The following is a 21,304-nucleotide window of genomic DNA, read 5'->3' on the forward strand; positions in this document are numbered from 1 at the left end:
GGCGGGAGGCCGCGGCTCAGCCGGACCGGCCCGGTCGACGGCGGCGGGGCGGCCCAGTCGTACGGGCGCCGAGCCGGTGGGCACGGAAGCTGAGCGGAGCCCCCGCCCCAGGGTATGGGGGCCGCCGCGGCGATGTCTTATTGATGCCACACACGAGCCTATAGCACGCGCATTCGAATTACCGGGTCCGTCGCACCGCTTCACCCGAACGTGTGGTCGCTGATGTCAACGCCCGGCGGCCCGGGTCTCTTCCTCGCGATCATCGACAGGCCGTTCCCCCCTTCACTCACGCCCGCCCGCCGGCCCCGGTTCCCTCCGGTACCGGGGCAGCCGGGACGGAAACCGGCACCCGGACGAAGGTGTCCGAAGTCACGGCCGGGGCAGCCGGTGTTCGAATTTTCAGGGCGTCCGGCTCTCAGGCGTACGGACCGTCCGGCGCCCGGGTACGGGGCCGTACAGCACTCCAGCCGTCCGGCGCCCGGACCGTCCGGCCCTCAGCCCTCGCGCACCGGCGCCCCCGTCGGCACCGGCACCACCCGGGACAGCACCTCGAACGTGTGCCGCAGCAGCTCCCCCTCCTCCGCGGCGATCTCCTCGACGGGGACGCCCGCGAGCTGCCGGCGGATCACCGTCGCGTACACCGAGCGGTACGCGGCCACGGTCAGCGCCGCGGCCAGCCTCGGCCCGTGCACGTCCGGCCCGGCCCCCTCGGCCTCCGCGAACAGCCCGGCGAGCGTGGCCTCGAATTCCTCCAGCGCCTCACGCCCGCGCGCCAGCAACGCCGGCGACTCCACCAGCACCCGCCACCAGTAGCCGTCCCACGCCCCCACCCCGGCGAGCGGATGCCCCTGTTCCAGCAGGTCGAGCGCGAGGCCGTGCAGCGCCTCCAGGGGCGAGCACCCCTCGCCCCGCTCCCGTACGGCGCGTGTCACCAGTTCCACGGCCTCGGGGACGCGGTCGAGGAAGAGGTCCTCCTTGCGGGGGAAGTAGTTGAAGACGGTCATCGTCGAGACCTCGGCGGCGCGGGCGACCTCGGCGACCGTGACCTGGTCGAAGCCGCGCTCGACGAACAGCCGGGTCGCCTCGCCGGAGATCCGTTCACGGGTCCGGATCTTCTTGAGTTCGCGCAGGGACGGCCCGCCGCCCGCGGCTTCCCGCGCCGCGCCGCGCCGTCCGCTCTTCTCCGTACCGTCAGCCATGGCCAAAATTTTAGCCGAAACAAATTTTTAGTGACTACACTTCGCAGCATGGACACGAAACTGACCGGGGCGACGGACACCCGCCCGGACGTGGTGATCGCGGGCGCCGGGCCGGTAGGACTGATGCTCGCCTGCGAACTCGCCCTGCGCCGGGTGCGCGTCGTCGTACTGGAACGCCTGACCGCACCCGACGAGACGATCAAGGCAGGAGCCTTCAACACACCCAGCGCGGAGGCCTTCTACCGCCGCGGGCTGCTGCCCGCGCTCGCCGAGGTGCAGCGGGAAGCCCTGGGCCGGTTCAGCTCCTTCATGCGGCAGCGGCAGGCGGCCGGGGCGACAGCCGTACGCGCGGCACCGAAGTTCGCCGGACACTTCGCGGGCCTCATGCTGAGCGCCGGACACCTGGACGAGTCCGACCCCGACTTCCACAACGCCGGACCGGCCGGCGACGTCGGACTGGTACCGCAGCTGGCGCTGGAGCGGCTGCTCGCCGAGCGCGCCGCCGAACTCGGGGTCGCCGTACGCCGCGGAGTGGAACTGACCGGCTTCGCCACGGCCGAGGACGGCGTGACCGTCCACATACGCCCGGTCGCGGGGGCCGACGGCGCGGACGGCCACACGGCCGGCGAACCGGTCCGGGCCGGCTGGCTGGTCGGCTGCGACGGCGGACGCAGTACGGTCCGCAGACTCGCGGGGTTCCCCTTCCCCGGCACCGACCCGGAGATCACCGGCCACCAGGCGATGGTGGAGATGACCGGCGCCGAGCAGCTCGGCGCGGGCTGGAACGAGACGGAGACCGGGATCTACGCCCACGGACCGCTGCCCGGCCGCATCCTCACCGTCGAGTTCGACGGCCCGCCCGCCGACCGCGACGCCCCCATCACCCTGGAGGAGCTGCAGACCAGCCTGCGCAGGACCTCCGGGACGGACGTCACGATCACCAAGGTGCTCACCGCCACCCGCTTCACCGACAACGCCCGCCAAGTGCCCGACTACCGCTCCGGACGCGTCCTGCTGGCCGGCGACGCGGCGCACGTGCACTCGCCCTTCGGCGGCCAGGGGCTGAACCTGGGCATCGGGGACGCGGTGAACCTGGGCTGGAAGCTGGCCGCGACGGTCCACGGCCACGCCCCGGAAGGGCTGTTGGACACCTACACCACCGAGCGGCACCCGATCGGCGCGTGGGTGCTGGAGTGGACCCGGGCCCAGATCGCGCTGATGCGGCCGGAGCCGCACGCCCGCGCGCTGCGCGCGGTGGTCCGCGACCTGATCGGCACCGTCACCGGCACCACCTACTTCACCAAGAGGATCTCCGGCGTGTGGCAGGGCTACGACCTGCCCGGCGACCACCCGCTGACCGGCCGCAGCGCCCCCGACCTCGAACTGGCCGACGGCACCCGGCTCGCCGGCCACCTCCAGGACGGGCGGGGCCTGCTGCTCGTCCTCACCGGCGACCCGGAGGCGGCCGGGCAGGCCGCGGGGCACGCGGCCGGGTACGAGGGGCGGGTGCGCGTGGTGACGGGCCGCTGCCCGAGCCGTCCCGAGCTGGCCGGGCTGCTGGTGCGGCCGGACGGGATCACGGCCTGGGCCGCCGGTACGGAAGCGGGGCGGGCCGGGGAGGGGCTGGTCGCCGAGGCTCTGGGCGAGGAGGCTGCGACGTCCGCGCCGCTGGCAGCGTCCGCGCCCGCGTCTGCGTCCGCGGCATCCGGAGGTGCCGCCCCGGAGCGTGCGGCTGTCCGTGCGGCCGGTACGGCGACCGCCACCCGAACGGCAGCGGACGCGGCCTTCACAGCAGTCGAACTGGCCGCTCTCGGCGACGCGTTGCGGCAGTGGTTCGGCGCCCCTGACGGAACGGCCGGGTAACGCCACGGCCCCGGCCGGCCCGCCGACCACCGGCCGGCGGGGGCCGCCCCGCGCCGCCCGCGCCACCCGCGTACGCCCGGATCTGTGCAGGCCGACTCCCGCAGACGCCACCGCGGCGCTAGCTTCGGACCATGACCGACAACGTGCCCGACTCCGCGCCGGGTTTCGCACAGGACACCGCCTCCGTCCGCGAGGCGACCGACCGACTGCTCGTCGACGTGGGCAAGTTGGACGACGAGGCGGTCGGCGAACCGTCACTGCTGCCCGACTGGACCCGCGGCCACCTGCTCGCCCATGTGGCACGCAACGCCGACGCCCTGGTCAACCTGCTGACCTGGGCGCGGACCGGCATCCGCACCCCGATGTACACGAGCGCCGAGGCCCGGGACGCCGACATCGCCGAAGGCGCCGACCGGCCGCTCGCGGTGCACCTGGACGACCTGCGCTCCAGCGCCCAGCGCTTCGACGCGGCGGCCGCGGCGCTGCCGCCCGCCCGCCGCCGGTACGAGCTGGAGATGCGCAACGGCGTCCTGGAACGCGCCGGCCGGCTGCCGTTCCGCCGGCTGGCCGAGGTCGAGCTGCACCGCATCGACCTCGGGGTCGGTTACGGCATCGAGCAGCTGCCGGCGGCCTTCGTCGACGCCGAACTGGATTTCCTGACGGGAAAGAAGTTCGCGGGGCACGTGGACGTACCGGCCCTGGAACTGCGCACCCCAGACGGGCGGCGGTGGCGGACCGGCCGTACGGAGCACACGGGAACGGTCTCGAAGGACGCCGGGGACGTCCCGTACCTGGTGGTGTCCGGGGCCCCCACCGAACTGGTCGGCTGGCTCACCGGACGGGCCAAGGGCACCGGACTCGACACCCGGGGCGGCCCCCTCCCGGCCCTCCCCCCGCTTTAGGGTGGGCCCATGAGCTACACGGGAGCAGTGAAGGTCGGCGGACCGGCCGACGTGCACGAGTTGGCCGACCTGATGATCTCCAAGGTCGCAGTCGGCCCGATGGACAACAACGCCTATCTGCTGCGCTGCCGCGCGACCGGCGAGCAGTTGCTGATCGACGCCGCGGCCGAGCCGCACACCCTCCTCGGCCTGATCGGCGACAGCGGCATCGCCTCCGTGGTGACCACCCATCAGCACGGTGACCACTGGGGTGCGCTGCGCGAGGTGGTGGACGCGACGGGCGCCCGTACGTACGCGGGCCGGTACGACGCCGAGGGCATCCCCGTACCGACCGACGTGCCCGTCGAGGACGGTGACACGATCACCGTCGGACAGGTCGAGCTGACCGCCCGGCACCTGGCCGGTCACACCCCCGGCAGCATCGCCCTGGTCTACGACGACCCGCACGGGCACCCGCACGTCTTCACCGGCGACTGCCTCTTCCCGGGCGGCATCGGCAACACGTGGGACGATCCGGAGCGGTTCACCAGCCTCCTCGACGACGTCTCGGCCAAGCTCTTCGACCGGCTGCCCGACGAGACCTGGGTCTACCCGGGGCACGGTTCGGACACCACGCTCGGCGCGGAGCGCCCGCACCTCGCCGAGTGGCGCGAACGCGGCTGGTGACGGTCCGGGCGGGCGGCCGGTTCGTGCCCCGGCCGCCCGGCGGACGGCGCGTCAGCAGGTGACGTAGGACCGGCGCGCGTTGTTGTAGGAGCAGCTGTCGACGCGCGCGCCGGACGGCTTCTTGAGGGTCGCGGTGTCCTTGGTGTTGTTCCACACGTAGGCGCGGCTGTTCTGGTAACGGTGGGCCGCCGTGTCGCGCCCCTTGCCGGTGTGCACCGTCACGGTCTTGCCCGCGCCCAGGCTGTACGTACCGAAGGTGTACGTGTGCCGGGAGGCGTCGGTCAGCTTCCAGCCCTTGAGGCTGACGGCGCGCGAGGTGGAGTTCTTGATCTGTACCCATTCGGCGTTGAGGCTGGCGTTGGAGCCGTTGTCGCTGCCGGGGCTGTTGTAGTAGATCTTCGCCAGGTGCACGGAGCCGGCGGCGGACGCCGGGGCCGCCGTGACGAGCCCTCCGGCCGTCGTGACTATCGCGAGTGCGGCAGCGGCGGCCGCCTTGCTGAGATGACGCATGGTCCCCCCTCGGGACAGTGCGCGCCGGAGGGCCGTGCCCGGTGGGGCATCGACCGGCCTCCGTCCGGGCGCGCGTTCAACATTGCGCGCACTGTACGGGTTTGGGAGGGGCGCGGGGGCCCGGGGTGCGCATATGTGACGGTGCATATGCCCATAACGGATGCGGGAGGCCCCGCGGTGCACCCGCGGGACCTCCCTGAACACGCCCGGGCGGTGCGGCCGCCCGTCAGGACACCTGGTCAGACGTCCACGGCGTCTTTGGCATCTTCTGTCGCCCCGGCGGCCGCCGCCTCCGCGCGCACCTGCTTCTTCGAGGCCCGCAGACTCGTGATCGTCGTGACGACCAGAACGGCGCAGATCACGCCCAGCGAGACCGGAATGCTGATCTCCGGGACGTGCACACCCGACTCGTGCAGGGCGTGCAGCACCAGCTTCACGCCGATGAACCCGAGGATGACCGACAGGCCGTAGGACAGGTGCACCAGCTTCTTCAGCAGTCCGCCGATGAGGAAGTACAGCTGCCGCAGACCCATCAGCGCGAAGGCGTTGGCGGTGAAGACGATGTACGGGTCCTGGGTCAGGCCGAAGATCGCGGGGATCGAGTCCAGCGCGAACAGCACGTCGGTGGTGCCGATCGCCAGCATGACGATCAGCATCGGCGTCATCAGGCGCTTGCCGTTCTCGACGACGAAGAGCTTGGTGCCGTGGTACCGGTCGGTCGACGGGAACCGCTTCTCGACCATCTTCAGGAAGCGGTTCTCCTCGAACTCCTCGTCCTCCTCCTCGGCCCGCGCCTCCTTGATCAGCTTCCAGGCCGTCCAGATCAGGAACGCGCCGAAGATGTAGAAGATCCACGAGAAGTTGGCGATGATCGCGGCGCCCGCGCCGATGAACCCGGCGCGCAGCACCAGTGCTATCAGCACACCCACCATCAGCACCCGCTGCTGGTAGATCGTCGGCACCGCGAACTTCGCCATGATCAGGACGAAGACGAAGAGGTTGTCGACGCTCAGCGACTTCTCGGTGATGAAGCCCGCGAAGAACTCACCGGCCGGCTGCCCGCCGCCGAAGACCAGCAGCCCGAGGCCGAAGAGCGCGGCGAGGGCGACCCAGACGGCGGTCCAGATACCGGCCTCCTTGATGGAGACCTCATGCGGTTTGCGGCCGCCGATGAAGAAATCGGCGGTGATCAGGGCGCACAGACCGACGATGGTCAGCACCCACAGGGTCAGGGAAACGTCCACTACTCCTCCGGCAGATTCGTACGGCACTCACAGCGTCGTCGCTGCCGGAGGTCTCTTCCACCCGGGAGCGCTGAAGCCGCGCTCCCTGGAACGGGCCGACGCCCCGGGATCTCGTCAGTGGTGCGATCCGTGATGACGGGTACGTCGCGCAGGAATACTCCCCTCCGCAGCACAAGGGTAAAGGGAAGGCAATGGAAAGTAAAGAGTTGGGTAAATGAGCTGGTCGGGCGGCATGCGAGTGTGTCGTTCGGACGCCGCCCCGGGTGCCCGGGGCAGAAGCCCGGCGCTTGCGGGCGTCCGGAGGCCGTCCGGGCCGGGCGGTCGGCGCCGGCGAGGCTCAGCACCCGCGGGTGCCGGTGTGGCCCTGCGACCGGCGGGCCTCGGCCAGCTCGCCCATGACCTTGCGCAGCACCTGACTGCCGTCCGGCACGCGCGACGGCTCGTACGTCCAGGCGTGCCCGACCCAGGGGTCGGCGAGGTGGGCGTCCGGCACCGGCGTGATGCGCAGCAGGGAACGCCACAGCGGGTCCAGGACCGGCCCGTACTCCAGCGCCTCGGCCCGGTCGGCGACCATCAGCAGGTGCACGCCGACCGACGGGCCCTCGTCCGCCAGGTAGCGGAGCTGGTTGACGGCGCGGTCGTCGAAACCGTGCGGGAAGTCATGGACGATCAGCAGCTGTTCGGCGGTGTCCAGGTCAGGCGGCAGGGCCTCCGCCGCCTGGTTGCGGACCGCCATCTGTACGAGGTCCACGCGCCGCGTCAGCGCACCGAGCACCGCGGTCACACCCTGCGCGCCGGTGGCCGGGGGCTCGCGGAGGGCGCCCGTCTCCAGCAGCGGCGCCAGTGCGGGCGCCGCCGAGCCGGCCGGGTCGATGACCTGCACGGTGAGTTCGCCGGCCGGGTGGGCGGCCAGCAGACGGGCGGCGAGCGTGACGGCCGTGTCCACCGCCCGGCGCCGCACCTCGGCCGCGTCGAGCGGTGCGCCGCCGTCCGGGCCGCCGTCGAGACCTTCGAGCCCTTCGAGGCCGTCGGTTCCGAAGCCCGCGAACGCGTCATCGGCGGTCCCCGCTCCGGCGAACGTCTCCGGCTGCCCGCTGTCGATCCACAGGCCGCGGTCCATCGGCAGCCGTACGAGCATGGGAATGCGCAGGTCGGGGCACTCCGGCAGGCGCAGATCGCCGAGCCGTACCGCCGTCGGGTACTCCTCCGGGGGCCGGTAACCCTGCCAGACCGGGCTGCTCCAGGAGGCGAACGCCGGCGGCAGCGCGGGCTCGACGACCTGCGCCTCGGCGGTGAGCTGGGCCAGGTCGCGGTCGAGCACCTCGCGGGCCTGGGCCGCGAGGCGGGCGTGCTTGTCGTGCGCGGCGGAGCGCGCGGCGTCGGCGGCCGCTCCGATGCGGTTACGGGGATCGGCGTTGACGGCGTCCAGTTCCTTGGCCAGGCGGGACTGGGCGAAGTCCATGGCGCTGCGGTAGGCGGCGACGGTCCGCGCCAGGTCCTCGAACATGCCCCAGACCTGGTTGTAGAGCCTCTCCTCTGGGGTCCGGCCGGCGGCGTCACCGGCGACCGGGGCGGCGGGGCGCGCCTCACCGGGCGCGGGTGGGGCGGATGCGGGAGGGGTGGGTGCGGGCGTGGCGGGTGCGGGAGTGGATGCCGCGAGGGCGTTCTGGTGCGGCTGTGGGGGCGTGGAGCGGCGCTTCGGGTGCCGGTAGTCGATGGGGCCGCCGGCGGTGGTACGGGGCTGGGGCTCAGGCGCGGTGTCCGGGTGGACGGCGGCCTGGCGGCCGGCGTCCGGGGCCGTGGCCTGGCCGGGTGCGGGCGTTCCGGTGGAGCCGGAGGCGGGCGTCGCGGTGGGGCCGGCCGACGCGGCGCGGCCGGTTGCCACGGCACGGTCGGCTGCCGCGGCGGGGACCGGTACCGAGCGCGCGTGGCCGCTGCGTACCGCTTCCTGGATCTCCGAGGCCAGTTCTGCGGCCTGCGGCAGACCCTGGTCCCGGAGCAGCGTCGCGAGCCCGCCCGCGTACCCCTGCCCCACGGCCCGCACCTTCCAGGCACCCTGCCTGCGGTACAGCTCCACCGCCACGACGGCGGTCTCGGCGTCGAGGCCGACGAGCGTGTAGGTAGCGAGCTCCGTACCGTCGAGACCCGTCACGGCGACGAACGGTGCCGCCGCCGCGCCGAAGGCCGCCGGGCCGCCGATGCCGACGGGCAGCGCGAGCAGCACACTCGCCCGGTGCACGGCGGCGGGCAGGGCGTCCAGGTCCACCGCGATCCGGTGCTCGGCGGCGGCCTGCCGGGGCACCTCGACGCCGGCACGCCGTGGCGCGCCCGGGTGGGCGACCGCTTCCGCGCCTGCGAGGCCGCCCTGTTCGCCGGCGAGTGTCACCCCCGCGACGACGGGTGTGCCCGCCGCGATTCTGATCTCCAAACGGGTCCGGTCCAGTGGGTGGTTCTGTCCGCGGACAAGCTCGGCCGTCATCGTCGTTCCCCCGAAGTGTGATGCGCCCCGGCTCGCCGACGGGGCCTGATGCGTGCTTACAGGTACGGCAGGATCGCCGGGACGACGTCCTTGAACGTACGGCCGTTGGACGGTTCGCCGATCGCGGTCATCTGCCAGCCGTTGCCGGAGCGGTGCACCTTGCTCATGATCTGCGCGGTGTAGTCACCGCCGCCGGTGAGGGTGTAGCGGGCGAGTTCCTGGCCGTTGGTCTCGTCGACCAGGCGGCAGAAGGCGTCCTGCACCTCGGCGAAGGTCTGCCCGGTGAAGGAGTTCACGGTGAAGACGATCTGGTCGATGTGCACCGGCACCCGCGACAGGTCGACGAGGATCGCCTCGTCGTCCCCGCCCTGCCCCGCGCCGCCGACCACGTTGTCGCCGGTGTGCCGCACCGACCCGTCGTCGCTGACCAAGTGCTGGAAGAAGACGACGTCCATCGGCTGCTTGTCGGCGAAGAGCACCGCCGAGGCGTCGAGGTCGATCTCCCGGGTGCGCGATCCGAACAGGCCGCGGCGGGGCGCCGAACGCCAGCCCAGCCCCATCCGTACCGCGGTCAGCGTCCCCCCGTCGGACTTCGCCAGGCTGATGCCCTGCCCCTTGGACAAGTTGACCGACACGTGCCGTCCCCTCTCGCTCTGTTCTCCCCGTTGCCGCCTCCCCGACGGCCTGCCCCGACCCTATGCACGGCCCGCCCCCGGCACGTACCCACCCCGCGCTTTGTGGCGTTCCTGCAACACAGCCCGTCGCCGGGTCCCCTCCGCACGGCCGGCGGACATCCTCTCCGTACGGCCGGGATGGTTACCCATTCCGGCCGTACGGGGCTGTCACTCTCTCCGTACGGCCGGTACGGACACCCGTTCCGTACCGGCCGGGGTGGACACGCTCTCCGTACGGCCGGGGAAATCACGCTCTCCGTACGGCCGTACCGTGCGGAGGCAGGCCTCCGCGCGACCGCCCCCGCCTGCCCGTGCTGTCTCTCTCCTCCCCCGTCAGCGCAGCCCCGCCTCCTTCATCTGCCGCAGTTCCTTCTTCAGCTCGCCGACCTCGTCGCGCAGCCGGGCGGCCACCTCGAACTGCAGCTCCGCCGCGGCGGCCCGCATCCGGTCGGTCATCTCCTCGATGAGTTCGGCCAGTTCCGCGGCGGGCCGGTCGGTGGGCGTGCCGCCCTTCGCGGCCTTGCCCTTGGCGGCCTTCCCGCCCAGCGCGGGCACCGGCGCCTTGCCCTTGGCGTCCTTGCCCTCGGCCCCCTTGCGGTAGCCCGTGCCCAGCAGTTCCTGGGTGTCGATCTCCTCGCGCGCGAGCGTGGCCACGATGTCGCCGATCTTCTTGCGGAGAGGCTGCGGGTCGATGCCCTTCTCCTTGTTGTACGCGAGCTGCTTCTCCCGGCGGCGGTTGGTCTCGTCGATGGCCCTCCGCATCGCCGGGGTGATCTTGTCCGCGTACATATGGACCTGGCCGGAGACGTTACGGGCGGCCCGGCCGATGGTCTGGATCAGGGATGTGCCCGACCGGAGGAAGCCCTCCTTGTCGGCGTCCAGGATCGCCACCAGCGACACCTCGGGCAGGTCGAGACCCTCCCGCAGCAGGTTGATGCCGACCAGCACGTCGTACTCACCGGCCCGCAGCTCCCGCAGCAGTTCCACGCGCCGCAGGGTGTCCACGTCGCTGTGCAGATAGCGGACCTGGATGCCCAGCTCGACGAAGTAGTCCGTGAGGTCCTCGGCCATCTTCTTGGTGAGGGTGGTGACCAGGACCCGCTCGTCCTTCTCCGTACGCGTACGGATCTCGTGCACCAGGTCGTCGATCTGGCCCTCGGTGGACTTGACGATCACCTCGGGGTCGACCAGGCCCGTCGGGCGGATGATCTGCTCGACGTACCCGTCGGAGCGCGAGAGCTCGTACGAGCCGGGCGTCGCCGACAGGTAGACGGTCTGGCCGACGCGCTCCAGGAACTCCTCCCACTTCAGCGGCCGGTTGTCGAGGGCGGACGGCAGCCGGAAGCCGTGCTCGACCAGGGTGCGCTTACGGGAGGCGTCGCCCTCGTACATCGCGCCGATCTGCGGCACGGTGACGTGCGACTCGTCGATGACCAGGAGGAAGTCGTCCGGGAAGTAGTCCAGGAGGGTGTTCGGCGCGGTGCCGGGGGCGCGGTCGTCCATGTGCATCGAGTAGTTCTCGATGCCGGAGCAGGAGCCGACCTGGCGCATCATCTCGATGTCGTAGGTCGTGCGCATCCGCAGCCGCTGGGCCTCCAGGTGCTTGCCCTGCTTCTCCATCGTGGCGAGGCTCTCGGCCAGCTCCGCCTCGATGCCGGCGATGGCCTTCTCCATGCGCTCGGGGCCCGCGACGTAGTGGCTGGCCGGGAAGACGTACAGCTGCTGGTCCTCGCTGATGACCTCGCCGGTCAGCGGGTGGAGCGTGGACAACGCCTCGATCTCGTCGCCGAACATCTCGATGCGGACGGCCAGCTCCTCGTAGACCGGGAAGATCTCGATGGTGTCGCCGCGGACGCGGAAGGTGCCGCGGGTGAAGGCCACGTCGTTACGGGTGTACTGGATGTCGACGAAGCGGCGCAGCAGCTGGTCGCGGTCGATCTCGTCGCCGACCTTGAGCGGCACCATGCGGTCCACGTACTCCTGGGGCGTTCCCAGGCCGTAGATGCAGGAGACGGAGGCGACCACGACCACGTCACGCCGGGTGAGCAGGGAGTTCGTCGCGGAGTGGCGCAGCCGCTCGACCTCCTCGTTGATCGAGGAGTCCTTCTCGATGTAGGTGTCCGACTGCGGGACATACGCCTCGGGCTGGTAGTAGTCGTAGTACGAGACGAAGTACTCGACGGCGTTGTTGGGCAGCAGCTCCCGGAACTCGTTGGCGAGCTGCGCCGCGAGGGTCTTGTTGGGCGCCATGACGAGGGTCGGCCGCTGCAGCTTCTCGATCATCCACGCGGTGGTCGCCGACTTGCCGGTACCGGTCGCGCCGAGCAGGACGACGTCCTTCTCACCACCGCTGACGCGCTGCGCCAGCTCGGCGATGGCCGCCGGCTGGTCGCCGCTGGGCTGATAGGGGCTGACGACCTCGAAGGGCGCCACCGTGCGTTCGATCTTGGAAACGGGCCGCATGGAATCAACCGTACGACTCCCCACTGACAACCGGCCGGAAAACGCTCCGACCAGCGGCTCAGCGAGCGGAGACGGCGGGGCGCGGCGACCGGCGGCGGGCCGGGCCGGGCGGCCGGGCCCGGACGCGGTGAAGGCAAGCCCGGAACCGGCCAGTGGGGCCGGGCAGGCCGATTTCCCGGCCGGCGGGCGTGGAGGCCGGGCCTCCGCACCCCGCGCCGGGTCCGGCACGTACGGATGTTGCGTGGTTTGTGAGCGGATCACAGGACCGAGGTGTTCAAACGCGGAGCACAGGACACTTCTCGTTCAATTTCTGTCCATCAGACGCCTGTCTTCCGGTACACCCCGACTGCGACCCTCTGCGCGTCCCACCCCGGATCCACCGCGTTCCCCGTAGGGGTTCCGGCTCCGCTCCCGGCCGTACGGGACCGGGGACGGCGGCCGTGTACCCCGTTCCGGACCGGCCCGCCCCGGGGTCGGCCGCGGCACACGGCCGCCCTCACGTCGTCACTAGGAGTTCGTATGCGTATCCGTCCTGTCGCCACTGTCGCCGGTGTGCTCGTGGGCCTGGCCGCGTCCCTGCTCCCCGCCGCCGGCGCCGGGGCCCGGGCCACCGACGGCCACCGCGAAGTGGTGACCATCGCCCACCGGGGCGCCTCCGCCTACGCGCCCGAGAACACCCTCGCCGCCGTCGACGCGGCGGCGGACCTCGGGTTCGCGTGGGTGGAGAACGACGTCCAGCGCACCAAGGACGGCGAGCTGGTCATCGTGCACGACACCTCGCTCGCCCGGACGACCGACGTGGAGCAGGTCTTCCCCGACCGTGCCCCTTGGAATGTCGCCGACTTCACGCTCAAGGAGATCGAGCAGTTGGACGCCGGCAGCTGGTTCGGCCCGAAGTTCGCCGGCGAGCGCGTCCCGACGCTGGAGGACTACATGGACGCGGTCGAGGACAACGACCAGAAGCTGCTGCTGGAGATCAAGGCGCCCGAGCTCTACCCCGGCATCGAACGGCAGATCCTCAAGGAGCTGCGTGAGGAGGGCTGGCTGGACCGCCACCACGTCAAGCACCGGCTGATCGTGCAGAGCTTCAGCGCCGATTCGGTGAAGAAGGTCCACGGTCTGCGCCGCGACGTCAAGACGGGCTTCCTCGGGACCCCCAACGTCGCCGAACTGCCCAAGTACGCGGCCTTCGCCGACCAGATCAACCCCCAGTACAAGTCGATCGACGCCGGGTACGTCGCGTCCGTGCACAAGGTCAAGGGCCCGCACGGCCGGCCGCTGGAGGTCTTCACCTGGACCATCGACGACGCCGCCAACGCGGTCAAGGCCGCCGGGCAGGGCGTGAACGGCATCATCAGCAACAAGCCGGACGTCGTCCGCGACGCCCTGGAGGGCAGCGGCCGGTAGGGCGAAGAACGCGGGTCCTGCCGCTGACGCCGCCCTGGACACAGCTCCGGGGCGTTGTCAGTGGCAGGCCATAGGCTGATGCCGTGATGAACGCAGAGCGTGATCAGCAGGCCGGGCGGGCCGTTCCGGCCGGTCGGCCGGAGCGGTCCGGTCCGGGTGCGCGGTCCGGTGCGCAGGAGCGGTCCGGTCCGGACGAGCTGGCCGGCCCGGACGTGCTGACCGGTCCGCAGGAGCTGGCCGCGCCCGGCGAAGCCCGCGGGCGGAAGGAACCGAAGGGGCCGAAGGAGCCACGCGACTGGGCCTGGCGCGTGCTGGACACCTCCATCGGCCCGCTGCTGCTCGCGGCGACCCGCGAAGGACTGGCGCTGGTCGGCTTCCATGCCGACGAGCGGACCACCCACCGCACGCTGAGCCGCCTCCGGCAGGCGTTCGGCCGCGAACCGCTCCCGGAGATACCCCACCTGACCACGGCCTCCGACGAGTTGGGCCAGTATTTCGACGGCGGTCTGCGGACCTTCACCGTCCCCCTGGACTGGTCGCTGTCCTCGGGCTTCAACGAGCGGGTGCTGCGTGCGCTGGCCGCCCACGTCGCGTACGGCACGGTGGTCGGCTATCAGGACCTGGCCGACCGGGTCGGTGAGCCGGGGGCCGCCCGCGCGGTGGGGGCCGCCATGGGGTCCAACCCGCTCCCGGTCGTCGTGCCCTGCCACCGGGTGGTGGCCAGCGACGGCGGCATCGGTGGCTTCGGTGGTGGCCTGGAGACCAAACGCCGACTGCTGGCCCTGGAGGGCGTCCTCCCGCAGCCACTGTTCTGACATCTTCCCGCGTCCGCCGACGTCTTCTGCCGCCGGCTCCCTCCGCTCTGCCGCCGACTCCCTCCGCCTCGGACGGCTTTCCCTCCCCCTCCGAACGGAAGACGCCCACCAGCCATGTCCCGTCAGATCGCCCTGCTCCGCGGCATCAACGTCGGAGGCAACAAGAGGTTCCCCATGGCGCGGCAGCGCGAGCTGTTCGCATCGCTGGGCCACACGGACGTGACGGTCCTCCTGCAGACCGGCAACATCGTCTTCGCCGACCCGGGTACGCCGCCCGACGAGACCGCGCGCCGCATCGAGGCCCGGATCGCCGAGGACCTGGGCTTTCCCGTCCCCGTACTGGTCCGGACGCGCGACGAGCTGGCCGCCACCGTCGCGGGCAATCCCTTCCCGCAGGCGGTGGCGGAGCCGAAGACCCTGCATGTGACGTTTCTGTCCGGTGCCCCCGCCGACCCGGCCCCGCTGGAAGCGCTGAATGCCGACGCCGACAGGTACGCCCCGGACCAGGTCCGGCTGCTCGGCCGCGACCTGTATTTGTGGTGCCCAAACGGAATCGGCCGCTCCAAACTCGCCGACGCCGTCTCCCGCGCCCGGCTCGGCGTGACGGCCACGGCCCGCAACTGGAACACGGTGACCAGGCTGCTGGCCTTGGCCGACTCCTGACGCGGAGCGGGGCGGAGCGGCCGAGCAGGGCGCTCCCGAGGTCAGCGAGGGCCAGTGAGGTCAGTGCAGAGACCTGTCGGCCGGTCCCGTCGCGAAGCGGGTGAACCGTACCCGCAGGCCCGCCCGCTGCGGCGAACAGCAAAAGGGCCCCGCGAACGCCGTCGCCTCCGGGTCGAGGGGCGCCAGCCGCACCATGCGCCACGGCTCCTGCTCACGCCGCGCCCGTACGGTCAGCGCGTCACCGCTGCGGCTCACGCGCACCGTGACCTCGCGCCCCGCCCACGTCGGTACGGGCGCCAGCGACCAGTCCGACCACTCCCGGGTGACCACCGCGCCCAGCTGCGGCGCTCCGTCGCTCATCTCCACGCCCGCCTTGACCCAGGTGCGGTCGTCCACCCGCACCATCGCCCCGGCCTGGTCGTACAGTTCGCCGAATGCGGCGATGAAGGACACCTCGACGGCCGAGTCCACGGGGAAGGCCGTCAACAGCGCGTGGCCGGTGTCCCGGACGAAGCCGTAACTGGTCCGCCGCCAGAAGTCGCTTCCCTCGGCGGTCGTGACGACCAGCGGCCCGACGCCCGCCGCCCCTGGCTCGCGCACCGCCTTCGGCGGCGGGTTGAGCCACTGCGCCGCGTCCGTGTCCCAGCCGATGTCCTCCATGTGCAGCGCCCCTCCCGGATTCCCGCACGTCGTGGCCATCGGCTCACGCTAACCGGCGTCGCCCTCGGGGGCACGGCCTGGCCCGGCGAGTCCGTCAGCGGTCCGTCGCGGCAGTTCCGGCCGTGCCCGACCGGTCGACTGTCCCGACCGGTCGACCGTTTCCGGCGGGTCAGCCGCGTCCAGCCGGTCAGCCGTGTCCGTTCCAGGCCGGGCGGTTCGGGTCGTCCGCCTTGACGACGACGTCAGCGGCCTCCGCGGGCCGTACCTCGTCCTCGTACCGTGCGAAGGCGGGCAGTGTCCACCGCGCGTCCTGCGGAGTACGGCGGGCCAGCGCGGCGGACGACAGCTTCAGGTGGACCGACAGGTCGAAGGGGAACCAGTGCCCGAACAGCAGCGGGCCGTGCAGCAGCAGTACGCCGCCCGGCGGCAGTTCGGCGTACGGGCTGCGCGTGGCCCGGTCCGTCCGGGGGTCCCACAGATCCGGCAGCACCCGGCCCGTACCGCCCGGATCGAGCGGCGTGAACACCTCCCGCCAGAGCGCCTGCCGGTCGAACCATGCGTCGTAGTACGCGTCGGGGTCCTCCTTCCCGTACTCCAGGCGGAGGGAGGCGGGGCGCAGGAAACCGTCGGCCGCGACGACGTGTACGGGCCTGCCGCGCAGCCGCAGCGCTTCGGCGAGCTGCCCGGTGACCTCCGCCGTACCGGCGGCCGGCGCTCCGTCGACGGCGACGCGCAGCCACGGACTGCCGTCCGCCGACGCCGTCGCGCTCACGCGCTCGGCGAGCGCGTCCGTCAGCCGGTCCCAGGTGATCGCTTCGAGCCGCACTTCTTCATTCTGCCGGGCGCGCCGGGCGGAGGAGCACACCGGCTAGGGTGGCCGGTCGAGCCAGGGTGAAGGGTGAGGCGTATGGGGGAAACGGTCGCGGACGGGCAGAGGTGGCTACGGGTTCCGGTCGGCCCGGAGGCGGCGCAGTGGTCCACCCGGGCCGGAGCCGCACGCGTCCTGTTCGTGGTGCACAACGTCACCTCCGCCACCCGTCTCCTGGACGTACTCCCCCTGTTCGACGCCGACCCGCGCGTCCAGTGCCTGGCCACGTGTACCGGTTCCTCCCCGTATCTGCACGGCGTACCGGAACTTCTGGCGGACGCCGGGCTGCCCGTCCTGCCCTGGGAACAGGCCGTGGAGACCCCGGTGGACCTGGCGGTCAGCGCCAGTTACGGCGGTGAACTGCACCGTATAAAAGGCAAATTGGCTGTTCTCTCACACGGCATTGGTTACAATAAGAGGCTCCCTACACCGGACACCGGACACCGGACACCGGACACCGGACACCGGGGGTCGGGGCCGGGGCGGGATGCCGCGCGGGCGCCGGTCTTCGGACTCTCGCCGGAGTGGCTGCTGCGGGACGGTGAGCCCATAGCTACGGCGACCGTACTGTCCCACCCGGAGCAGCTCGAACGCCTTCGCCACGCCTGCCCGCCCGCTGCCCGTACCGCCGTACTCGCCGGCGACCCCTGCTTCGACCGCCTGCTGGCCGCACTCCCCCACCGCGACAGCTTCCGCCGCGCGCTCGGCGTGTCCGCCGGCCGGCGCCTCGTCGTCGTCAACTCCACCTGGGGCCCGCGTTCACTGTTCGGCGACGCCGACGACGTCCTCCCCTGGCTCCTGGAGAGCCTCACCCGCGAACTGCCCGTCGATTCCTACCGCCGCTGCGCCGTCCTGCACCCGAACATCTGGCACGGACACGGCCCCGGCCAGGTACGCGCCTGGCTGCGCCACGCCGAGCGGGCCGGGGTGACCGTCGTACCTCCGCTCGGCCCGTGGCGGCAGGTGCTGGCCGCTGCCGACGCCGTCATAGGCGATCACGGCAGCGTGACGTACTACGCGGCCGCCATCGGCACACCCGTACTGCTCGGCGCGTTCCCGGAGAACGACCTCGACCCGGCGTCGCCCGTCGCCGAACTGGGCCGTACGGCGCCCCGGCTGCGCCCCTACGAACCCCTCCTCCCCCAGCTCGACAAGCTGCTGGCCGGTCACCACCCCGACCGGTACGCCCAGCTCACCGCGCTGGCCAGTTCTTCCCCGGGCTCCTCGGCCGCCCTGCTCCGGCGCACCTTCTACGGCCTCTTGGGCCTCGCCGAGCCCCGTTCCCCGGCCTACCTGCCGCGTCTGCTCGACCCTGCGCGCAGAAACCAGCCTTCCGACATCCCGCCCACAGCTCCGCTCCGCGCTCCCCTCCACGTCCTGACCCGCCTGCACGACCGCCGCCCCGCCGAACTCCCCGAAATAACCGTCACCCGCCACGCGGACGGCCCCGGCACGGTGGCGTATCCGGACGTGCCCCCGGACATGCCCCCAGACACGGCCTCGGACACGGCCCCAGGCCCTGACCCGGTCGCGGCCATGGACTGGGCCGCGACCCCGGACCGCGTCGTGGCCCAGGCTCCGGTCGCGGCCGCGAACCCGGACCCGGCTGCGGCCCCTCCCACCAACCACTCCGCACCCCAGGCCGCGGCTCACGCCGCCACTTGCACAGCCGCTCACACCGCCGTCCACGAGGAGGTTCCGGACGCGTCCCGGCTGGCCCTCGCCGACCTGGTGCTTCACGACTCCCGGCCTGAGCCCGAGGCGTGGGCGCAGGAGGCGATGCGCCGTCACCGGCACTGCGCCATGGCCGCGTGTGTCACCGCGCCGGACACCTGCCTCGTACGCCTGCCGGACGGCCGCCTGGTCACCCTCACCGCGGCGCCCGGCAAGGACGGCCGCCGCGACCTGTGCGATCCGGCCGTCTACGCCTCGGCCCTCTACGCCTGGTACGAGCGTGGCAAGCCCGTCGAAGAGCTCCTCGACGGCCTGACCGTGGTGACGGGAGACGCCGAGCACCACCTCCAGGTGAAGATCATTCCTCCTCGCTGACCTCTCCGGGCGGCATCGCCTCCCTTTGGGCGGCCGCCACCCGGTCGAGTCGTGCCCGTACGACGCCGGTCCTGGGTGATCCCGTCTGCTCGTGGAAGCCGAGCGCTGCCTGCAGATGTCTGACCTCGCCCGCTGTGTCGCCGGTCCGGCCGGCCCGGTCGGCGCGCAGTTCCGCGAGGTCGGCCTGCTGGACGACCGAGCCTTCCGCCGCCATGACCGACGCGGCCCGGCCGAGCGGCTCGCCGGCCTCTTCGGCACGCCCGGCGTCGAGCAGGGTCCGTCCGAGGCTCATCAGCACCCGGGCCTCGTTGTACGGGTCGGGCAGCGCGCGTATCAGCTCCCGTGCGTGCCGCAGCTGTTCGATCGCCTCGTCGTGACGGCCCATGCCCTGGAGCGACCGTCCGAGGTGGTGTTCGAGCAGCGCCAGCGCCCGCGGGTCGCCGACCTGCTGGGCCAGGCTCCTGGCCGACCGGAAGCACTCGGCGGCGGCGTCCCACCGCTCCTGCTTCAGGTGCAGCAGCCCCAGGGATTCCACCGCCGTCGCCTGACCCCGTACGTGCCCGGCGCGCCGGTCGGCGGCAGCCGCCCCCTCGAACTGCTCCTGCGCCTGCTCGTATTCCGCCAGTCCCAGGTAGGCGAAGCCGAGCTGGGCACGCATCCGTCCCTCGGCCTCGGGGCACTCCTCCGCACACCGGACGGCGGCCCCGACGCCGAGCCGGTGGGTGGAGATCCACTGCTGGTGGAAGCCGAGCCGCAGGTGCAGCCCCCACATGGCCTCGCACAACTGCCACGTCAGGTCGTCGAGTCCGTGGTCCGCCGCGGCCCGTACCGCCTCGGCCAGGTTCTCCCGCTCGTCCCGCAGCCAGGCCAGGGCACTGAGGCCGTCCGCATAGGCGGCGGGCCGGCCCGTGAGCCGTGTGTACGCGGGCCCCAGATGCCAGCGGCCCGGCAGGACGCACGCGTCGGCCGCGGCTGCGGCACGCACGTACCAGAGCAGCGTCCGGCGGACGGCTGCCGCGGCTCCCGCGATGCCGTCCTGCGTCAGCGCGCACCGTTCCGCGTACTGCCGCCACAGGTCGTGAAACCGGTAACGTGGCCGGCCGGGGATTTCCGCAGGGCCCTCGGACACGGCTATCGCCGTCCCTTCCCCTCCGGTCGCGTCCTCCAGCAGCCGCGCGTCGGCCAGTTCGGCGAGCAGGGTGCTCGCCGTGTCCTCGGACATGCCCGCGGCGGCTGCGGCGGCACCCGGCGTCACATACCGCCATGGCCGCAGGCCCGCCAGCCGGAACAGCCGGGCCGCGGTCTCCGAGAGGTGCCCGTACGCGGCGTTCATCGCTATGCGGTTGCCGTCGTGTCCCCTGTCGTCCTCCCCGCTCGTGTCCATCTCACGCTCCAGCAGTTCCCAGTCCGGTTGCTGCCTGCCCGCGGCGCGCGCCCCGATCGCGCACAGTGCGAGCGGCATCCCGCCGCACCGTCGCGCCACCGCCTCGACTCCCGGGCCCGTACCGCCCAGACGGGCCAGCAGCCCTACCGCGTCGGGGGTGCGCAGCGGTCCGAGCCGTATGGTGTGCGCGCCGTACTCGATCACCAGGCGGCCCAGGTCGGTCCGGCTGGTCACGATCGTCAGGGCGGCCGGGGACGCGGCCAGCAACGGCCGTACCTGGGCGGCCGAATGCGCGTCGTCCAGCACCGTGATGATGCGCCGCCCCGCCGTCACACTGCGGAACGTGCTCTCCTGGGCGTCGGGCTCCGCCGGCATCCAGTCCCGGTGGACACCGAGGTCGCGCAGGAAGCGCAGCAGCACTTCGGACGGCCCGGCCGCCGTCGCGGCGGACGCCCCACGCAGGTCCGCGTACAGCTCTCCCTCCCCGAAGCGCTCGCGCAGCGCGGCGGCCAGGCGCAGGGCGGTGGCCGTCTTGCCCACACCTCCGGGGCCCCACAGGACGACCACGAGAGGCGCTCCGGCATCCCCCGTACCTTCAGCGCCGCCGATCGGCAGCGCCTCGTCCAATAAGCGCGTCACCTCGGCCAGTACGGCGTCACGGTTGATGAAATGGCGGGTGCCCGGAGGCAGCGTACGAGGTATCGGGGCGCCGGGCACGATCGCCGGTGCGGTTTCCCGGATCGTCAGCGTGCCGATGCTCTGGGCCTGGACAGCGGCCCCGTACACCGTTCCACTGATGTCGTTGCGCACACTGACGGCCGCCCGGCCGGGCGCGGCCGGGCCGGGTACGGCTCGATCGGTTGCGGCCGGGCCGGGCGCGGCGGAAGGGCTGGGGCCGCCGGGCCCCGGATCAGCCACGAGCAGAGCCTTCCCCGAACCCGCTGCTCCGGGCATCCAGGTTGTTGACCACTCCGGCCTGAATGGTGGTCGCGTTGTGCACTCCGCCGCTGATGATGTTGTGCACCTCTCTCACCTCGACCCTGGCGCCCTCGTCCGGCCGCAACTCCGTCAGCAGCCGCTGCAGTTCCTCGGCCGCCTCCGGGTCGTCGCGCAGTGCCCGCCGCAGCCGCACCCGCCACTCGGCCGCCACGTCGGCCACGCCGTCCTCGTCACCGCTGCGCTGCGCGGCCACCAACTCCGTACGCGACACCTCCAGCTCCCCTTCGAGGGCTTCTTCCTCGCCGCCGTCCCGGCGCCGCGAGAAGAACGCCGCCACCCGCTGTCGCGCCTGCGTCCATCCTTCGGTCACCATCTGCTGCACCAGCGCCGACGCCCCCGCCGTCGCGAGTGCTGCCAACTCCGCGTCCATCGGTCCCCCTTGCTCCCGCCGTACGAGGTGTACGGTCGTGCGTCGCTGTCACGGTAGGGGACGATGCCCCCCTCAGGCCCAAGCCGGAC

General features: G+C 72.3%; 17 protein-coding genes. 7 read left to right on the forward strand and 10 right to left on the reverse strand.

The window, feature by feature from the left end; genetic code table 11:
* Window positions 1-494: 494 nt before the first annotated feature.
* A complete protein-coding gene (locus ACZ4Z1_RS20630) occupies window positions 495-1,199 on the reverse strand; it encodes a TetR/AcrR family transcriptional regulator (RefSeq protein ID WP_468488032.1) in 705 nt (234 codons plus the stop codon).
* 48 nt (window positions 1,200-1,247) lie between these two features.
* Between ACZ4Z1_RS20630 and ACZ4Z1_RS20635 the strand changes: the two genes are divergently transcribed.
* The 3 genes from ACZ4Z1_RS20635 to ACZ4Z1_RS20645 all read left to right on the forward strand — a co-directional run bounded on the left by ACZ4Z1_RS20635 (window position 1,248) and on the right by ACZ4Z1_RS20645 (window position 4,630).
* A complete protein-coding gene (locus tag ACZ4Z1_RS20635; RefSeq protein WP_468488033.1) occupies window positions 1,248-3,062 on the forward strand; it encodes an FAD-dependent oxidoreductase in 1,815 nt (604 codons plus the stop codon).
* 131 nt (window positions 3,063-3,193) lie between these two features.
* Window positions 3,194-3,964, forward strand: a complete 771-nt coding sequence (locus tag ACZ4Z1_RS20640) for a maleylpyruvate isomerase family mycothiol-dependent enzyme (RefSeq protein WP_468488034.1) — start codon at window positions 3,194-3,196, stop codon at window positions 3,962-3,964.
* A gap of 9 nt (window positions 3,965-3,973) precedes the next feature.
* Window positions 3,974-4,630, forward strand: a complete 657-nt coding sequence (locus ACZ4Z1_RS20645) for an MBL fold metallo-hydrolase (RefSeq protein ID WP_468488035.1) — start codon at window positions 3,974-3,976, stop codon at window positions 4,628-4,630.
* Between the two features lie 51 nt (window positions 4,631-4,681).
* On the opposite strand, the gene ACZ4Z1_RS20650 is transcribed toward ACZ4Z1_RS20645, so the two are convergent.
* The 5 genes from ACZ4Z1_RS20650 to uvrB all read right to left on the reverse strand — a co-directional run bounded on the left by ACZ4Z1_RS20650 (window position 4,682) and on the right by uvrB (window position 12,000).
* A complete protein-coding gene (locus tag ACZ4Z1_RS20650) occupies window positions 4,682-5,140 on the reverse strand; it encodes a lamin tail domain-containing protein (RefSeq protein WP_468488036.1) in 459 nt (152 codons plus the stop codon).
* A gap of 239 nt (window positions 5,141-5,379) precedes the next feature.
* The gene (locus ACZ4Z1_RS20655) at window positions 5,380-6,384 is read right to left on the reverse strand and encodes a TerC family protein (protein ID WP_468488037.1); all 1,005 of its coding nucleotides are present in this window, start codon (window positions 6,382-6,384) and stop codon (window positions 5,380-5,382) included.
* 337 nt (window positions 6,385-6,721) lie between these two features.
* Entirely contained in the window at window positions 6,722-8,863 is a 2,142-nt protein-coding gene (locus tag ACZ4Z1_RS20660; RefSeq protein ID WP_468488038.1) for a TerD family protein, read from the reverse strand.
* Window positions 8,864-8,919: 56 nt separating this feature from the next.
* Entirely contained in the window at window positions 8,920-9,498 is a 579-nt protein-coding gene (locus tag ACZ4Z1_RS20665) for a TerD family protein (protein WP_468488039.1), read from the reverse strand.
* A gap of 372 nt (window positions 9,499-9,870) precedes the next feature.
* Window positions 9,871-12,000: an excinuclease ABC subunit UvrB gene (gene uvrB, locus ACZ4Z1_RS20670; protein ID WP_468488040.1), complete on the reverse strand. Its 2,130-nt coding sequence runs from the start codon at window positions 11,998-12,000 to the stop codon at window positions 9,871-9,873.
* Window positions 12,001-12,519: 519 nt separating this feature from the next.
* Between uvrB and ACZ4Z1_RS20675 the strand changes: the two genes are divergently transcribed.
* From ACZ4Z1_RS20675 to ACZ4Z1_RS20685, 3 genes are all read left to right on the forward strand, one after another.
* A complete protein-coding gene (locus ACZ4Z1_RS20675) occupies window positions 12,520-13,407 on the forward strand; it encodes a glycerophosphodiester phosphodiesterase (protein ID WP_468488041.1) in 888 nt (295 codons plus the stop codon).
* A gap of 233 nt (window positions 13,408-13,640) precedes the next feature.
* The gene (locus ACZ4Z1_RS20680; RefSeq protein WP_468488146.1) at window positions 13,641-14,222 is read left to right on the forward strand and encodes a methylated-DNA--[protein]-cysteine S-methyltransferase; all 582 of its coding nucleotides are present in this window, start codon (window positions 13,641-13,643) and stop codon (window positions 14,220-14,222) included.
* Window positions 14,223-14,336: 114 nt separating this feature from the next.
* Window positions 14,337-14,885, forward strand: coding sequence for a DUF1697 domain-containing protein (locus ACZ4Z1_RS20685; protein ID WP_468488042.1), 549 nt, complete (start codon window positions 14,337-14,339; stop codon window positions 14,883-14,885).
* A 60-nt stretch (window positions 14,886-14,945) separates the two neighbouring features.
* On the opposite strand, the gene ACZ4Z1_RS20690 is transcribed toward ACZ4Z1_RS20685, so the two are convergent.
* Together ACZ4Z1_RS20690 and ACZ4Z1_RS20695 are read right to left on the reverse strand one after the other, a co-directional pair.
* Entirely contained in the window at window positions 14,946-15,545 is a 600-nt protein-coding gene (locus ACZ4Z1_RS20690) for a DUF1349 domain-containing protein (protein ID WP_468488147.1), read from the reverse strand.
* 187 nt (window positions 15,546-15,732) lie between these two features.
* Window positions 15,733-16,371 (reverse strand): nucleoside/nucleotide kinase family protein, encoded by a 639-nt coding sequence (locus ACZ4Z1_RS20695; RefSeq protein ID WP_468488043.1) that lies wholly within the window; start codon window positions 16,369-16,371, stop codon window positions 15,733-15,735.
* 81 nt (window positions 16,372-16,452) lie between these two features.
* Between ACZ4Z1_RS20695 and ACZ4Z1_RS20700 the strand changes: the two genes are divergently transcribed.
* On the forward strand, window positions 16,453-18,462 hold the full coding sequence (locus tag ACZ4Z1_RS20700) for a hypothetical protein (protein ID WP_468488044.1): 2,010 nt from the start codon (window positions 16,453-16,455) through the stop codon (window positions 18,460-18,462).
* On the opposite strand, the gene ACZ4Z1_RS20705 is transcribed toward ACZ4Z1_RS20700, so the two are convergent.
* Window positions 18,446-20,764: a tetratricopeptide repeat protein gene (locus ACZ4Z1_RS20705; RefSeq protein WP_468488045.1), complete on the reverse strand. Its 2,319-nt coding sequence runs from the start codon at window positions 20,762-20,764 to the stop codon at window positions 18,446-18,448. The genes ACZ4Z1_RS20700 and ACZ4Z1_RS20705 overlap by 17 nt on opposite strands.
* Window positions 20,757-21,215, reverse strand: a complete 459-nt coding sequence (locus ACZ4Z1_RS20710) for a hypothetical protein (RefSeq protein ID WP_468488046.1) — start codon at window positions 21,213-21,215, stop codon at window positions 20,757-20,759. Before ACZ4Z1_RS20710 ends, ACZ4Z1_RS20705 begins: the two co-directional genes overlap by 8 nt.
* Window positions 21,216-21,304 lie beyond the last annotated feature (89 nt).

It is taken from the genome of Streptomyces sp. NPDC030165 (assembly GCF_055573595.1).

Bases quoted from the DNA above. Each gene is read 5' to 3' on its own strand.
- ACZ4Z1_RS20630 (WP_468488032.1), bottom strand. From the start codon at position 1,199: ATGGCTGACGGTACGGAGAAGAGCGGACGGCGCGGCGCGGCGCGGGAA.
- ACZ4Z1_RS20635 (WP_468488033.1), top strand. From the start codon at position 1,248: ATGGACACGAAACTGACCGGGGCGACGGACACCCGCCCGGACGTGGTG.
- ACZ4Z1_RS20640 (WP_468488034.1), top strand. From the start codon at position 3,194: ATGACCGACAACGTGCCCGACTCCGCGCCGGGTTTCGCACAGGACACC.
- ACZ4Z1_RS20645 (WP_468488035.1), top strand. From the start codon at position 3,974: ATGAGCTACACGGGAGCAGTGAAGGTCGGCGGACCGGCCGACGTGCAC.
- ACZ4Z1_RS20650 (WP_468488036.1), bottom strand. From the start codon at position 5,140: ATGCGTCATCTCAGCAAGGCGGCCGCCGCTGCCGCACTCGCGATAGTC.
- ACZ4Z1_RS20660 (WP_468488038.1), bottom strand. From the start codon at position 8,863: ATGACGGCCGAGCTTGTCCGCGGACAGAACCACCCACTGGACCGGACC.
- uvrB (WP_468488040.1), bottom strand. From the start codon at position 12,000: ATGCGGCCCGTTTCCAAGATCGAACGCACGGTGGCGCCCTTCGAGGTC.
- ACZ4Z1_RS20675 (WP_468488041.1), top strand. From the start codon at position 12,520: ATGCGTATCCGTCCTGTCGCCACTGTCGCCGGTGTGCTCGTGGGCCTG.
- ACZ4Z1_RS20685 (WP_468488042.1), top strand. From the start codon at position 14,337: ATGTCCCGTCAGATCGCCCTGCTCCGCGGCATCAACGTCGGAGGCAAC.
- ACZ4Z1_RS20690 (WP_468488147.1), bottom strand. From the start codon at position 15,545: ATGGAGGACATCGGCTGGGACACGGACGCGGCGCAGTGGCTCAACCCG.
- ACZ4Z1_RS20700 (WP_468488044.1), top strand. From the start codon at position 16,453: ATGGGGGAAACGGTCGCGGACGGGCAGAGGTGGCTACGGGTTCCGGTC.
- ACZ4Z1_RS20710 (WP_468488046.1), bottom strand. From the start codon at position 21,215: ATGGACGCGGAGTTGGCAGCACTCGCGACGGCGGGGGCGTCGGCGCTG.